Origin of the sequence: Sphingobium sp. BYY-5 (genome assembly GCF_022758885.1) — a bacterium.
In the GTDB taxonomy this organism is placed as follows: domain Bacteria; phylum Pseudomonadota; class Alphaproteobacteria; order Sphingomonadales; family Sphingomonadaceae; genus Sphingobium.
Genome location: NZ_JALEBH010000002.1, coordinates 916,783 through 932,730, shown reverse-complemented (window position 1 = coordinate 932,730; position 15,948 = coordinate 916,783). Strand labels below are relative to the sequence as shown.

Below are 15,948 nucleotides of genomic sequence, written 5' to 3'. Positions count from 1 at the left end.
TCCAGTAAGAGGCTGGTTTCACAGCATTTTTAGACAGAGAATCGCGAGGCATCGTCCGGCGAAATCCGGCTAAGAGCACCAGCAGCGACCCCAAAACGTTGCTCTTTTTGGTGCCCTCGGATCGACCCGGCCTTGCTGGGAAAACGACCATGCTGACGTACATCCAGATCAATGCCGCCAAGCCAAGAACGAAGCCGTAATTTGTTAGAAATCCGCGTCATGTATCTGACAAACCGATTGCGGTTTGTCAGAATTGCGTATACACGCTTCTGACAAAGGAATTACCATGCGCGGGCCGGGTCTCGATCTCAAAAGTGCCATATCAAGCCGGATGGTCTCCGGAGGCGTGCCTTCAGTCTGGACGCCGCAGGACTTTCTCGATCTCGGCTCTCGCGACGCCGTCGATCAGGCGCTCCATCGACTGACCCGCAATGGCGACATTCGCAGGATTGCCCGTGGCCTCTATGACAAGCCCAAACTCAACCCCCTCACGGGCAAGTCCACGCACCCCGATCCGCGCGCCGTCGTCGATGCGCTGGCTCGCCGGGACCAAGCCCGTATCCTCGTCGATGGCGTAACCGCGGCCAACGATCTAGGACTCTCCGATGCCGTCCCGGCTCGCATCGTCGTCCATACCGATGCAAGATTGAAGCCCATTACGCTCGGCAACCTCAAGATCGATTTCAAAACCACTGCGCCAAGTCGGCTTCACTGGGCTGGGCGGCCAGCGATGCGTGTCGTTCAGGCCCTGCATTGGTTGCACGACGCCGGGGGCGACACCGATCCGGCTGTTGCCAAGCGCCTGCGCACCATCTTCGCCCACCCTGATCACGGCGCCGACATCGTCAACGACCTCCAGGCCGATATGCTGACGCTCCCGCTCTGGATGCAGAATATCCTGCGCGATACGATACCGGTTACCTCGTCAGCTGACCGCCTGAAGACCAAGCGAGCATGACAATGAACCCCGCTTACGCCCAGTTTCTGGCGGCCGATCCCACGGATCGACGGGATGTATTCATCGGCGCCGGGCAGCGGCTCGGCACAGCGCCCCAGAATATCGAGAAGGATTTCTGGGTCTGCTGGACCCTCGACGCGCTGTTCAACGGTCCGGCATCCCATGGTCCGCGCTTCCTGTTCAAAGGGGGTACGTCGCTGTCGAAGGGCTTCGGCTTGATTCAGCGTTTCTCCGAGGACATCGACATCACGGTATTTCGCGAAGACATCGGCCAAGATGCAAGTGTCGAGGCGCTGGAGGAGATGTCCGGTAAGAAGCGGCAGGCCAAGCTCGACGCCATCAAGGCGGCATGCCAAGCCTTCATAGGCGGAGACCTGCTCGTCCGTCCGCTAACCGGCATGTCGCGACCAACTCAAGCCATTCCGAGGTAGCAGCGGAATGTCAGGTCGCGCCGGGACCGGTGATCGAGGTAACAGCAGCCAGTCAGCAGAGCAGCCCGAACCGGGGTGTATGGGCTGGATTGGGATGCCAAAGCGCCGCCTATCTATTGTCCTTTGCTTCGACAGCACCTTCCCCAAACAATGCCGGGCAGGAATCAACACAGTGTCTTCGATCGGACTTGCATCCTTAGCCGGAGTGTCTCATAAGACAAATAGTTTGGTATAAAACTAAAACCAAATCGTCAGTGAGTGGCGTATGTGAGGGGATGGCGTATGAAGCATGCCGCTTCGTCCGAACCGTGGAAAGCAGAGGCTGTCGACGTGGCGGCGCTGATCGACGGCAGTGCGACAAGCCGACTGCAGATCGCGGTCGTGCTGCTGGCCGCCCTCTCAATCATCCTCGACGGCTTCGATGGCCAGCTGTTCGGTTTCGCTTTGCCGGTGCTTATCGCCGAATGGGATGTACCCAAGGCGGACTTTGCTCCGGTCGTGGCCATGGGGCTTTTGGGTATGGCGGTCGGCAGTGGCGTTGCCGGTTATGCCGCGGACCTATTCGGCAGGCGACTCGCGATCGTTGGTTCGATCCTGACCTTCGGCTTGGCGACAATTGCCATCGGCTTTTCGGCCGACATCGTAATGGTCGGCGCGCTGCGCTTTATCGCAGGTCTGGGCATCGGCGGCGCGTTACCGACATCGACAACCATGGCGGCGGAATTCATGCCCGCCCGCAACCGGACGGTGGCGGTCACGGCGACGATCGTATGCGTTCCCGTCGGCGGCATGTTCGCGGGCATCTTCGCGTCCCAGATCCTGCCTGCTTACGGGTGGACCGCACTGTTCCACATTGGCGGGGCGATCCCGGTCTTCTTTGCGCTGGTTCTCTTCATGCTCATGCCGGAATCCCCGCGCTGGCTCGCGCGGTGTCGACCGGGGTCGCCTGAACTGGCGCGATTGCTTGCGCGTTGCGGCCATGGGTTCCGCAGCGATATCGTCTTTGTCGACGGCGACGAAACATCGTCGGTGCGGGATGGTGGAGGTTTGCGGGCGATCGTTGCGGAAGGTCGTGCAGGCAGCAGCTATGCGCTTTGGACAGCATTCTTTCTCACGCTGCTCTCTGTCTATCTGGTTTTTAGCTGGTTGCCGACCTTGTTGAGCAGCGAGGGGCTGGACGTGGCCCAGGCTTCTGCGGGGCTCACCCTCTATAATCTCGGGGGGATTTTTGGGGCGCTGACCTGCGCATTTGCGATCAAGCGCTTCGGATCCCGCTGGCCGCTGGTGTTCTGCTGCGCGGGCGCTGCGGGCAGCGCCTTGCTCCTCTCGGTGACGAATATCGTTGCTGCCCCACTCATTCTGACCATTGGCATCGCCATAAATGGTCTTTTCGTGAACGCCGTTCAGTCCACCATGTATGCCGTTTCCGCCAACCTATATCCCACGCATGTCCGCGCCAGCGGGACCGCCGTCGCGCTGATCATCGGACGTATGGGGGCGATCGCCAGTGCCTTTGCCGGCGCGGCGGTGATCGCGACCGGCGGTGGCAAACCTTATTTCATGCTCATTGTGATTGCGATGCTCGGCTCGCTGTTCGCCCTGTTGATCCTGCGAAAACATATCTCCGCGCCAACGCCGCTCGGCCGCCGTAGCAGCTAGCAATGACCCGCTCCCGGCAAATCTTGACGGGTGCCATCGGGGCCACTCGGATCACAGAGGCTCGTATGCCTACCGGGGCGGATAAGCTGCTTGCGTCGCTTGATCGATGGATAACTAACGGTGTCAATCATAGGATTTTTTCGGACATCTGCAGATACCGCGCCAAAATTTTTTCAACAATCCAAGTTTCAATTGTGGGGCCACCGTGCATCGATACGTGGAGATCACAAAAAAAGAATTTGGATAAATCAGGGAGAGTTACATGAACCGTCAATATAAATTAGTCCTAATGGCTAGCGCGGCGTTGATTACTATTAGTAATCCGGTTTTTGCACAGACTCGTGTCGGAACATCGGCACAAGGTGAAGAAACAGCAGCTTCCGCAGATATCGTCGTAACTGGAACGCTTACCGCGCGCGCGCCGGTTTCGGTGGCGGTTTCCACGCTCGATACCGCCACCTTGCAGCAGTCCGTACCGGCCAGTGCTGCCGATCTACTGCGCAATGTTCCGGGTGTGTTCGTCAACTCCGCCCTCGGCGAAGTGCGAAACATTGTCTACTCGCGCGGCATTTCGGCCAATTCGACGGAGGCGTCGACAGGCTATTATTACGTGTCTTTGCAGGAAGACGGCCTGCCGGTCACGAACGTGACGACCACCAACTATACGCCGGACTTCTTCTATCGGCAGGACCTCAGCCTCGAGCGGCTGGAGGCTCTGCGCGGCGGCACCGCGGTCGTCACTGGCCCCAATGCGCCTGGCGGCATCTTCAACTATATCTCCAAGACTGGAAAGGACGATCCGGGCCTCGAAATGCGGGTTCGTCTCGGCTTGGAAGGCAATGGCCGCTATCCTTATTACCGCATCGACGCGCGCGCAGGCGGCCAGATCGGTACGAGCGATCTCTACTATAGTATCAGCAGTTTTTACCGCCACAGCAAGGGCGCCCGCGACAACGAATATCCGATGAACCGCGGTGGCCATGTGAAAGGCAATCTGCTGTGGGACTATGGCAACGGATCGGTCCTTCTGTACGGCAAATATCAGGATGATCGGAACGCGTTCTACGAGTTCCAACCTGCCGTCGATTTCAGCGATCCACGCCTTGCGCCAGGCATCTCACGCTATGATTCGTTTCTGGTCCCGGCCGCTCCCCACAACTATGTCGAAACCATCAATGGTCCGGTCAAGGGATGGAACGGTCGCAACCTCGTTCGTTCTACGGTCAAGATGATAGGCATGAAGTTTGATCACACCACCGACAGCGGATGGACGGTGCGCAATAATTTCAAGGCCAACTGGAACAAGGCGGACTATGACAGCACGGCGCTGGCATTTGCCCTGCCGATCACCGACAGCTTCACCAACACGCTTCTGAACACGTCTGCCAACGGGATTTACTCTTATCGCGATTTGGTGACGGGCCAGGTTCTTGCCCAGGTTCAGAACGTCAACGGAACGCGCACCGTCCTGTCCAGTTCCTTGCCCAATGCGCAGGTGATCGCCAATCCCATCATCACCCAGACCGCATTCAACTTCGATCCCAAGGTCCGCGAGATCATGGATCAGTTCAGTATTTCCAAAAAGCTGGACCGGGGAAGCATCACGCTCGGCGCGTTTCTGGCCGACGCCACCGTCAGCCAAGCAGGTGGCGGCGCAGGCTTCGGCGTTTCGACCCTTCAAAATCAGCCGCATATGCTGGGCATAACACTCACCACTCCGGGCGGTGTGGTCAAGGATGTGACGAATTCCGCAGGTTTTGCCGGTATCGGCCAACGGTTTCTTGGCGTGCCCTATCGCGGGAAGCAGCGGCAGTTTTCGATCTTCGGCGGCGCCGACTACGAAATTCTGAACGGGCTCACGGTCGAAGGTGCGCTGCGCTACGAGTATATCCGCAACAAGGGGTCGAATGACGTTGCCATCGCTAACCCGCAGTCGGGCAATAGCGCCTATGGTGGCCTGGACGGCAACCCCAACACGCTGTTCGATAATTTTGCGGTGACATATCTGACGCCTTTCCAATATCGGTTCAGCCTCGATTTCCTGTCCTTTTCGGCGGCCACTACGTATAAGTTCGATAACAATAACTCGATCTACGTCCGCTATTCGCAAGGCAAGAAGGCGCCGGACTTCGGCTTCTTCACCGCCTACGATACGCTGCCTGAGTTGCAGAACGTGGTGCCGATCCCGCAGAAGATCCAGCAGATCGAAGCAGGCTATCGTTTCCGGCAGGGGCCGTTGCGCGCGACATTGACGCCGTTTTACAGCAAGCTCAGCAACGTCGGGACCACCGCCTTCGGGACCAATGTCGATGGCACTTCCTACGTGCCGGCGCCGCTTTTGTCCTCGACAAAGACTTATGGTGTTGAACTGGAGGCGGACGCCAATTTGATCGAGAGCCTCAACCTTCGCGTTGCGCTAACACTGCAGGATTCGAAGTCAAAGGGGTTCGCGACCTATAATTTCGGCGCGCCTGGCCCCCAAGACGACACAATCGTGGCGGTGCCTGACGGCAAGGCGGATAACGCCGCGAAAATCATGTCCACATCCACGTTGCGATATACCCCTAACGAGGCCTTCTCGACCTTCGTGACATGGCGCTATCTGGGCAAGCGCCCGGCCAATCGGTACAATGCTTTCAATCTGCCCGCTTATCATGAGGTGGACCTAGGCATGAACTGGAACCTGACTGAAAATATCAGCGTCGGCGCCAATGTGAACAACGTGTTCAACTCGAAGGGCGTGCTGTCCTGGGCGCCGTCGGGCGCCCTGCTCGCCGCGCTCAACCGGCAGAATCTGACGCCCGCGCAGGTTGCTGCTAACCCGACCGCGCCGTTCAATATCTTGTTGAACCAGGCACGATCGTTCTTCCTCACGCTTGGGGCGAAGTTCTGAGAGCTTGCCCGGGTGGCGTTTAAACCGCCGCCCGGGCAACCGACAGGGAAGCGCCGCCCGGGCCGACATAGACAACTCCTCTAAAGGTCAACATCTTGAGAAAAGTCCTGTTGCCGGCCGTTTGCTTGATATGCGTGACATCCCCTTCCTATGGCGCAGAGACGGCGAATGATCCTCTAGCCGCCGGATTTAGCAATCCTCCCGCCGAAGCGCGGCCGAGGGTTTGGTGGCACTGGATGAACGGCAACGTGACGAAGGAGGGCATCGATGCCGATCTGGAATGGCTGGCATCCATCGGCATCGCAGGGGTGCAGAACTTCGATGCGGCGCTAAAGACTCCGGTGCTTGTCCCCGACCCGGCCGAATATCTGTCTCCGCAATGGGACGCCCTGTTCAAACATGCGGTCCAGAAGGCGAATGCACTAGGGCTGGAATTTGCCATCTCGGCGTCACCAGGATGGAGCGAGACGGGCGGGCCATGGGTGAAGCCCGGCCAGGCCATGAAAAAGTTGGTCTGGAGTTCGGTCGACGTCAAAAGTGGTGCTCGCTCGATCTCGCTTCCAAAGGCGCCCTGTGAGACCGGACCGTTCCAGACCTTGCACGCGCATCAGGGCTTTTCCGCCGGCCTGACCGGCAGGCCGTTTGAAAAGCCGCCAGCAGCTTGCGGAGACGTGGCAGTAATCGCGGTTCCGGTGCCAGCCGGGCAGGCAGATATCCGCCCGCGCATATCGATCAGCAGCGGTGAGGGCAACTCTTCCATCCTCGACGATGATGTGTTCGATCATTTCCTGTCCATCCCCTATACTGGCGATCGCGAAGCGTGGGTGCGGTTTGATTTTGATCGTCCGCAAAGCATCGCCGCGCTGAGCTTTGTGGCCGAACGGGTTGCAGGGCGAGGCCCGGCAGGCGCGCGGGGGCCCCGCGGGATAATCGAGGCGCTTGCAGCCGACGGGCGTTTCCGTACGATCGGCGAACTGCCGGTCCGCGGCTCTGAACATCAGACAGTCAGTTTTCCATCCACGCGATCGACCACGTTCCGCGTCAGGTTCAGTCCGCCGGAGACGGTCCGGGAAGGCAGCGCATTGCCGCCCCTGAAGATCGCGGAACTGCGGCTGCACTCCCGTGCACGGATCCACCGCTTCGAGGACAAGGCGGGGTTTGGTGAAAGGCCCGACTGGCCGATTTTCCCCACCCCGCAAGTTAGAGGCATCGCGCAATATCCACAGGTTCTAGATATCAGCCAGCACCTGAAGGCCGATGGAACGCTGGACTGGAAGCCTTCGGGCGGTCGCTGGACGATCTATCGTTTCGGGTGGTCGCTGGAGGGGCATACCAATGGTCCTGCCTCCGCCAGGGGAGAAGGGCTGGAGGTCGACAAGCTCAATCGGAATCATGTGCGGGATTATGTCGATAAATATCTCGCCAACTATCAAAGCGCGCTAAATCTAACGCCTTTGGGCGCGAACAGCATCAGCTATGTGATGACCGACAGTTTCGAGGCTGGGCCTTCGAATTGGACTGAAGGCATGTTGGCGGAATTCAGGCAGCGTCGCGGGTATGATCTCACCTGCTGGCTTCCCGTGCTGGCCGGGGAACCTTTGGATAGTTCCGAACGAAGCGAGGCGGTCCTTTGGGACTTTCGCAAAACCCTGGGCGAGATGATCGCCGACGAACATTATGGCGAGCTTTCCACCGAGCTGAAAAGCCGGGGCATGGGCCGCTATGGTGAGGCGCATGAATCCGGACGCGCATTTGTCGGTGACGGCATGGCGGTCAAGGCCTCGGCAACCATACCAATGGGCGCTATGTGGGCCAGACGCGAGGGCCAGGACGCCATGTACGAGGCCGACATACGCGAGTCAGCGTCTGTCGCACGCATCTATGGACAGAATCTTGTTGCTGCGGAATCCTTCACGGCCAGTGGCGACACCTATGCTTTTTCGCCTGCTGGGCTGAAGGCCACGGCCGACCGCGAAATGTCCTACGGCCTTAATCGCTTCGTCATTCATACCTCCGTCCATCAGCCCCTGGAAGCGGCCGGCCCCGGTGTGGGGCTTGGCTCGTTCGGCCAATGGTTTACCCGGAAAGAAAGCTGGGCTTCTGAGGCGGGCGCCTGGATTCAATATCTTGGACGCAGCTCGTACCTGTTGCAGCAGGGGCGGGCGGTCGCGGATATCGCCTATTTTTACAGCGAAGACGACAATATCACCAACCGCTTCGCGACGGCGGGTCCTAAGCTCCCTGACGGCTATAGCTTTGATTATATGAGCGCCGATGCACTGGAGAAGGAGATGACGGTTCAGGACGGTCGTCTGGTGGCGCCGGGCGGTGCGAGCTACGCCGTGTTGGCGATCGATCCGCAAGCAACCGAAATCTCCTTGCCGGTCCTGAGGAAGTTGCTGGAGGCCAAGCGCGCAGGGGTGCCGATCATCGGTCGACGGCCGATTGGGTCGCCAAGCCTGACCGACGACAGGCTGGAGTGGGATCGCGTAGCAAATGCCATCTGGTCGACCGATATGCTAGAGCCGCTCGAACGCAGCGTCGGCCAGGCGCTTGATCGTATGGGTCTCGCTCCGGATTTCTCCACGCGCGCTTACGACGGCCCGAAGCTCGCCGGCTTTGTTCATCGGCTGCTGCCCGATGCGGACATCTATTTCCTTGCCAATACATCGGCCGAAGCGGTGCGGTTCGTAGGGCAGTTCCGCGTGGCCGATCGAGTGCCGGAGATATGGAAGGCGGTAGATGGCAGCATGGCGCCCGTCAGCTACAGGGTAGTCGGCGACCGGATGGAACTGCCGCTCGTGCTTCAGGGCGGCGAAGCGCTCTTCGTCGTTTTTCGTGGAAAGGCGCCCGCGTCGCGCTGGGACGCGCCGACTATAGTCCAGAAAGAGCGTTTGCCCCTGACATCGACCTGGAGCCTGCAAGTGCCCGGGGCTCGTATCCAGACCCCTTGGCGCCTGCGATCGTGGACGGAGTCGAGTGATGACGCCATCAAGTATTTTTCCGGCACTGCCGTCTACAAGACGACAGTGGATATTCCGTCCACATGGCTGGGCGCGTCTCGGCAAGTGAAGATCGATCTGGGCGGTCTAAGGGAAATGGCGCGGGTCAAAGTCAACGGGATCGACGCGGGTCTGGCCTGGACTAACCCCTATGCGCTCAATATCAGCAAGGCAGTCCGCCCCGGCCGCAATATCGTGGAAATCGCCGTCACCAATTTGTGGCCGAACCGCCTTATCGGGGATCAGCAGCCCGGATATGATGGTCCCAGGGCGCTGGCCGTATTCAATCCCTACACCAAGGAGTCAAAGCTGCTGCCCTCCGGCCTGATGGGGCCGGTCAGCCTGGTTCTGGAAGAGCGGGTTGAGGCCGACGGACATGGCGGCAATCGACAGGATTGAACGCGAAATTCGAAGGGCAGGACATTTCCTCGTCGTGTCCGCAGGCCGGCAGCATGCCCGGTGTACGGGCCTTTGCGGTGCGCTGATGACGGGGCGGTGTCAGCCGCCCCGTCATCAGATCAGATCGGAAAATGACCGGGCTGTGTTTCGACGGTGATCCAGCGTGTCTCGGTGAAGCTATCAACGCCCTGCCGCCCGCCAAAGCGGCCATAGCCCGAGGCGCCCACGCCGCCAAAGGGCATCTGCGCCTCGTCATGCACGGTAGGCCCGTTGACATGGCAGATGCCCGACCGGATGCGCCGCGCGACCGAAAGCCCCATGGCAGTGTCGCGCGTGAACACAGCTGCGGAAAGACCGTATTCGCTGTCATTGGCGAGTTCCACGGCATGATCGACGTCACGGGCGCGGATCATCGCGACGACTGGCCCGAAGCTCTCATCCCGATAGAGGTTCATCGCCGAAGTGACGCCATCCACGACGGTGGCGGGCATCAGCACGCTGTCCGCCGCACCGCCCACGATCAAACGCGCGCCCTTTTCCACCGCATCGCCGATCAGTCCATTGACATGATCCACGGTCTTGCGGTCGACAACAGCGCCCAGCGGTGTCTTGCCCTCGCGGGGATCGCCGGTGTGCATCGAGCGCACCTTGGTCGCGAATTTTTCGGCAAAGGCGTCCGCCACCGCATCGACCACGATGATCCGCTCAGTCGACATGCAGATCTGTCCCTGGTTCATGAAGGCGCCGAAGGCGGCGGCCTTCACCGCTTCATCCAGATCGGCATCCTCCAGCACCAGCAGCGGCGCCTTTCCGCCCAGTTCCAGCAGGCAGGGCTTGAGATGCTCCGCCGCACGCTTGGCGATGATCCGCCCGACATGGGTGGATCCGGTGAAGTTGATGCGTTTCACCTCCGGCGCGTTGATCAGCGCGCCCACCACATCGCCCGCATCCTCCGGCGCGTTGGTGACGACATTGACTGCCCCCTCGGGAAATCCTGCCTCGGCGAAAGCCTCGATGATCAGGGCATGGGTACGGGGGCAGATTTCGCTCGCCTTCAAAATCACGGCATTGCCGCAGGCAAGCGGCACTGCGATCGCGCGCACCCCAAGGATGATCGGCGCGTTCCACGGCGCGATACCCAGGATGACGCCAACCGGCTCCTTGAGCGCCATCGACAGGCACCCAGGCTTGTCCGAAGGGATGACCTCTCCCGCGATCTGCGTGGTGAGCGCGGCGGCTTCCCGCACGATGGAGGCAGCCAGTGTCAGGTTGAACAGTGCCCAGCCGCGGGTTGCGCCGATTTCGCCCATCATCGCATCGACGAAAGCGTCCTCTCTGGCGAGCAGGGCGTCGGCAGCCTTGTTCAATATGGCGCGCCTGGCGTTAGGGCCGACCGAAGCCCATTGTGGAAAGGCGCGGCCGGCATTGGCCGCGATGGCACGGACGGCATCCACCGTCATGGCTTCGGCATTGGAGGCGACATCCCCGGTAACCGGGTTCATACGGGTGAAACTAGGCATCGACCTTCTCCTGGCTCGTCTCTCTCCGCGCACTTTTAGCGCCATACAGTTTTATATCAAACCAATATCTGACGGGCGAGGCTCGCTGTGCTAGACTGACAGCGTCGGCAGGGATGCTATATCTGGTCGCCTCGATCGATCGCGAAGTCCCTGGCTGTCCTGTGCGGCTAGAGGAATGACCGACGTGGTGGGGCTTGCGTGGGATCGGATGCATGCGCATACGGCATGGCTTTGGTCGCGCGGTTGTCACCAAGAACAGGAAGCTCAGGGGGGGTGAATGAACAGCGGTTCGTCACGAGGGAAGAAAAAGGCAGGCGACAAGGTCCCGACCGTGATCGGGACTGGCGGCCTGGACAACGTCGTTGGGTATCATCTTCGTCTTGCCCAGGAGGCATCCTTTGCCGCCTATGCGCGCATGGTAGGGGACACGCGCATCTGGCCCGGCTGGTATTCGCTCCTGAAGATCATCAATGATAATCCCGGCATAAACCAGACCGAACTCAGCCTAGCGACGGGAAGAGACAAATCCACTCTGACCGCATCGCTTCGCGAACTCGGGAAAGCTGGACTGGTCGAAAAAACGCGGGACGAAACCGATCGACGCAACGTCCGGCTCATACTGAGCGCAGCGGGTGGGGAACAGCTAAGGCAGCTGGAATCGCATGCCCTGGCCCATGACAAAGAAATCGATCGTATCGTCGGAAGCGACAACCGGGTGATGTTCCTTCAGATACTCAAAAAGCTGGCGGAAGAGTTGAAACAGCGTCCTTGAGGATGCCGATTTGCTGTCATATCGCTTTACACAGAGTGCCAGCATTCAGGTGGCCGACAAGAGCGAGCGTGTTGTCGACCTGTTGCCGGATGATCTGAAGAACGGCATCGACGCCGCCCGTCCCGCCCCCCGCAAGCCCGTACAGCAGCGGGCGCCCGATCAGGGCACCGGCAGCACCCTTGGCCAGAGCCTTGATCACGTCCGCGCCGCTGCGCACTCCGCTGTCGATCAGCAGAGGAATAGTGCACGCGCTTCGGATCGACGGCAGAATGTCGATGGTCGCGGGCACATCTTCGAGCTGGCGACCGCCATGGTTGGACACGATCAGGCCATCGACGCCGCGTGCCTCGCATTGCGCCGCATCGTCGCTCCGCATGATGCCCTTGACCAGCAGGGTGCCCTTCCACAGGTCGCGCAAACGGCTGAGCGCATCCCAGTCGAAACTGGCGTCCATCTGCCTCGACATCAGCGCCGCCTGCGCCTCGATATCATTCGATCCCCCTGCAAAATGCGCTAGTTGGGGAAAGCCGTGCATCAGCTGCGCCACGGACCATCGGGGATGGGTCGCCGCATCCCAGATGATCCGCGGCGAATAGTGGAACGGAATGCCGAACCCCGATCGTTTGTCCCTTATCCGGTCGCCATTTGTGGCGACATCGACGGTCAGGACAAGCGTGGTGCATCCCGCCGCCTCGGCGCGACGCACCAGCTGGTCCGCCAGCGATCTCTGGACCACATAGAGTTGAAACCACAATTCCCCGTCCGTCGCTGCGGCGATTTCTTCGACCGTGGCGTTGGCCGCGGTCGACAGGCAGAAGGGGATGCCCGCCCGGGCAGCGGCCCTGGCGAGGATCAGGTCACCGCCCGGCCAGATCGCGGAGTTGAGACCCATTGGTGCGATCGCGAAAGGGCTGGCCCAAGGGTGGCCGAACGGCGCCACCGACTGGTTGCGGAGGGACACGTCGACCAGTCGTCTCGGTTGAAGCAGCGTTCGCGAAAAGGCCGCAATGTTCCGTTCTAGCCCGCGTTCGTCGCCCGCGCCGCCTTCAAGATAATCGAAAACCATATGGGGCAGGCGCCGCCGCGCCTCGCGTCGATAATCCTCGATCGTGAACAGCCCTCGCTTCATCTTCAGTGATGATCCAGCCAGACGTCCAATATGGCGCATTTACGCTCTTCTCTCACGACCCGCAAAGCCTCGGCGATGGCGCTGTCTATTTCCGCAGGATCCTTGATCTGCCGACCCCATCCATTGCCGGCGGCTGTCGCGATCCCGACATAATCCGGGGCGGGGTCGAAGGAGGTGTCGAGACTTTCGGCGTGCGCCGCATATCCTTCGGGATGGACGGCGAGGGTGGAGAGCTTGGGCGATTTCCAGCCCCGGTTGTTGAAGATGATCTGGACGAACGGCGCTTCGTACCGGCGCGCCATCCAGTGGACGGAGCTGGGTACGGTGAACATGAAGGACCCGTCTCCCGTCAGGGCGACCACGGTGGCGTCCGGACGTGCGAGCTTCACGCCGATGGCGGCGCCGCCGTTCCAACCGAGCGAGCCGCCGCCGCTGGTGTGAATAGCGCCCGGTCGATTGAGCGACAGGTGGTTGAAGACGTTGGGATAGTTGGAAATGGCCTCGTTCACGAAAATCATGCTGTCATCCTGCGCGGCGCGCAGCCGGGACAGGAAATATTCCGGCGTGATCTTGCCGACAGGCGCGGCCTCCAGTTCCGCCAGCGCCCGGTCGCGGTCGGCATGACGCGCCGCATAATGCATCTTCCGGTCTTCTACTTGCGCCGGATCGATGGATTGACCCTCCAGCCATGCAGAGAGCTGGCCCAATGCCGTGGCCGCCTGGGCGCGGCAGACGCGCTGCGCCGGGACGTGCCATAGCGGCATCTGCTCCTTGAGCGGATCGACGTCGATGTGGAAGATACGCGCGGAGGGCGAAGGGCGCGACACGGTGGGGATCCAGGGCACGTCGCTGTCGATCACCAGGACGACGTCGGCTTCGGCGAGGTCCGCATTCTGGACCGGCTGGTTCCATTGATTGCCCAGATAGAGGGGGTGATCGTGCGGAAAATTCATCGCATTGGGCACGGATTCCAGAACGCCTATCCCCAGCGCGTCGCACAGCCTGACGAGCGCAGGCACCGCTGCGGGATCGCGTCCCGCAAAAGAGGTGACAATCAGGGGGCGTCTGGCCGTCAGCAGGGCGCGGCCGATGTCGTCAAGGGCTTCGGGCGTGAGCGCGGCGGGCTCGATCGGGCGCCAGGCTGCCGACTGGTCGGCTTTCGGCTCGACCTCCTCCTCCATCACTTCGCGCGCGCCCATCAAATAGACGGGCCCTTGGGGTTCCGACTGGGCGAATTGGAAGGCTCTGTGGACCAGATCCTTGACATTCCGGCCGGTGCGGATTTCGCTGTCATAGCGCATATAGCCCCGAACAAGGCCGCGCTGGTCGTGCACATCCTGTATCCACTGGATGAACTCGTTCCGGCTTCCTTTAAGCTCGCCTTCTTGGGTAAAGGGCGACGCGCCGGCGAAGATCAGCATCGGCGCCCGGCCCTTGGCCGCATTATGCACCGCGCCGGCCAAGGCCTGGGTGCCGCATTCGACATGCACCACTACGGCCTGTGGCTCACCGCTAGTCTGCCAGAAACCGTGCGCGACGCTCATGCCGACCATTTCATTGGGACAAGTCACGACCTCGGGGATTTTTCGCCCCTGCGCGCGCGCCTCCGCGATGGCTTCCACCAACGCAGGATGATCGCTGCCAAGATTGGCGAAGATATACGAAACGCCATGTTCGATCAGTGCGTCCAGAAAAGCGCTCGATGTCGTATACATGATTAAAACGAACTTTCTATTTGTGCATCGGCACGAGGGGCGAATTCATTGAGTTGGCCGAGTGTGAGACGGGACAGGAAGGGGTGGTCGCAGAGGATACCGCCTTTTGTCCGCCTAGGCCGGGTGGAATCGCGCGGTGACGGCCCGTCACCCAAGGCAAATCGCAGCGACACGGACCCTGGCGACGGCATCAATTCCCCCGTTTGCTTCTTCTCCCGAGTCATACTAGTTGGATATCAAACTAAAAGCAACTCATGGGCGGATGCAAGGCACGGGCTATGGAAACTGCAGAAGCGAGCCATCTGGAGCACTTTCGTCCCTGAGTTTCAAACCGGGAAAGCGGAGCTGTATTCTGCGGACGCCCAAACCGAAAGTAGTTCCGATCGCAGACATGATGATAGCGGAACGGCCGCATTCGCAGATTTGTGTTCAGAAGCTGACTGTCGCGAATGTCCCAAGATCAGATGCACTGGACCGCACGAGCACTCAAATCACTACGTCCATCGCCGTCCAGCCTATTCCACGAATTGAAAGCATGCTAATGCTGCCCATGGCGAATTCTTAAGTTTATGATTTTGCTGCGAAATCAATCGCTTAGGTCGCCCGGCCGAAAGCTCTTCTGACACTCGATACCGCTTGAGGCTAGGTAGCTCTCGAATATCAAAATCAATCGACTAGTCGGCAGGGCAGGGGGGTGGCGCAGCCGTCCTTCCTCCAGCTGTCGGGAAAAGGAGAAGGCGATGAAGGGCGTTGTGGCAGTGACGGGGGCGGCGGGCGCCCTGGGGCGTGCGGTGGTGGAGCATTTGCGCGCAGCGCAATGGTCCGTCGTGGGGATCGATCTGGCCGATGTCGCGACGCCGGGACTGGCGCTCGCGCTGGGTGGCGTGGACCTGAGCGACGAAACGGCAATGGCCGATGCGGCTGCCCGGATCGAAAGCGAGCTGGGCCGCCTGGATGGGCTGGTCAATATTGCGGGCGGCTTTGCTTGGGAAACCGTGGCGGACGGCAGCGTGGAGACGTGGGATCGGCTCTATGCCATGAATGTGCGGACGGCGCTGATCGCCAGCCGGTCGCTCTTGCCCCTGTTGCGGGCGAACAAGGGAGCGATCGTCAATATCGGCGCGGCGGCGTCAGTCAAGGCAGCCGCGGGGATGGGCGCCTATGCCGCATCCAAATCCGGCGTGGCCCGTCTGACCGAGGCACTGGCGGAAGAGCATAAGGATGAGGGCGTGCGAGTGAACGCATTGTTGCCCAGCATCATCGACACCCCCGCCAACCGCAGGGACATGCCCGATGCGGATTTTGCCCGCTGGGTAGCTCCGGAGGAACTGGCGGCAGTGGCGGCCTTCCTCCTGTCGTCGGAAGCGCGGGCAATCACGGGTGCTCTCATCCCGGTGACGGGAAGGGTATAAGGTTCCACGCCGGCCATCGCGGGCGCTGTCGGAAGGTACCCGCGATGACCGCACAGGC

At 60.6% G+C, this 15,948-nt stretch carries 9 protein-coding genes and 1 pseudogene; 7 read left to right on the top strand and 3 right to left on the bottom strand.

The features are described from left to right. Positions 1 to 286: 286 nt before the first annotated feature. The 5 genes and pseudogenes from MOK15_RS20155 (at position 287) to MOK15_RS20135 (ending at position 9,342) form a co-directional block, all read left to right on the top strand. Positions 287 to 958 carry a DUF6088 family protein gene (locus tag MOK15_RS20155; RefSeq protein WP_242931807.1) on the top strand — a complete coding sequence of 224 codons (672 nt, stop codon included), beginning with the start codon at positions 287 to 289 and terminating at the stop codon, positions 956 to 958. A 2-nt stretch (positions 959 to 960) separates the two neighbouring features. Continuing rightward, positions 961 to 1,323 (top strand): annotated as a pseudogene (locus MOK15_RS20150) (nucleotidyl transferase AbiEii/AbiGii toxin family protein); the annotation flags it as partial. A 348-nt stretch (positions 1,324 to 1,671) separates the two neighbouring features. Then, on the top strand, positions 1,672 to 3,048 hold the full coding sequence (locus MOK15_RS20145) for an MFS transporter (protein WP_242933467.1): 1,377 nt from the start codon (positions 1,672 to 1,674) through the stop codon (positions 3,046 to 3,048). 262 nt (positions 3,049 to 3,310) lie between these two features. Next, positions 3,311 to 5,941 carry a TonB-dependent receptor gene (locus tag MOK15_RS20140; RefSeq protein ID WP_242933466.1) on the top strand — a complete coding sequence of 877 codons (2,631 nt, stop codon included), beginning with the start codon at positions 3,311 to 3,313 and terminating at the stop codon, positions 5,939 to 5,941. A 134-nt stretch (positions 5,942 to 6,075) separates the two neighbouring features. Further along, positions 6,076 to 9,342, top strand: a complete 3,267-nt coding sequence (locus MOK15_RS20135) for a glycosyl hydrolase (protein WP_347567238.1) — start codon at positions 6,076 to 6,078, stop codon at positions 9,340 to 9,342. Between the two features lie 119 nt (positions 9,343 to 9,461). Here MOK15_RS20135 and MOK15_RS20130 read toward each other — a convergent pair whose 3' ends face one another. Beyond that, the gene (locus tag MOK15_RS20130) at positions 9,462 to 10,862 is read right to left on the bottom strand and encodes an aldehyde dehydrogenase (protein ID WP_242933464.1); all 1,401 of its coding nucleotides are present in this window, start codon (positions 10,860 to 10,862) and stop codon (positions 9,462 to 9,464) included. A 277-nt stretch (positions 10,863 to 11,139) separates the two neighbouring features. On the opposite strand from MOK15_RS20130, the gene MOK15_RS20125 reads away from it, so the two are divergent. Then, the gene (locus MOK15_RS20125; protein ID WP_242933463.1) at positions 11,140 to 11,634 is read left to right on the top strand and encodes a MarR family winged helix-turn-helix transcriptional regulator; all 495 of its coding nucleotides are present in this window, start codon (positions 11,140 to 11,142) and stop codon (positions 11,632 to 11,634) included. A gap of 16 nt (positions 11,635 to 11,650) precedes the next feature. On the opposite strand, the gene MOK15_RS20120 is transcribed toward MOK15_RS20125, so the two are convergent. Both MOK15_RS20120 and MOK15_RS20115 read right to left on the bottom strand, forming a co-directional pair. Then, a complete protein-coding gene (locus tag MOK15_RS20120; protein ID WP_242933462.1) occupies positions 11,651 to 12,763 on the bottom strand; it encodes an alpha-hydroxy-acid oxidizing protein in 1,113 nt (370 codons plus the stop codon). Positions 12,764 to 12,765: 2 nt separating this feature from the next. Next, positions 12,766 to 14,478, bottom strand: a complete 1,713-nt coding sequence (locus tag MOK15_RS20115) for a thiamine pyrophosphate-requiring protein (protein ID WP_242933461.1) — start codon at positions 14,476 to 14,478, stop codon at positions 12,766 to 12,768. Positions 14,479 to 15,218: 740 nt separating this feature from the next. On the opposite strand from MOK15_RS20115, the gene MOK15_RS20110 reads away from it, so the two are divergent. Next, positions 15,219 to 15,890, top strand: a complete 672-nt coding sequence (locus MOK15_RS20110) for an SDR family NAD(P)-dependent oxidoreductase (protein WP_242933460.1) — start codon at positions 15,219 to 15,221, stop codon at positions 15,888 to 15,890. The last annotated feature ends 58 nt before the right edge of the window (positions 15,891 to 15,948 follow it).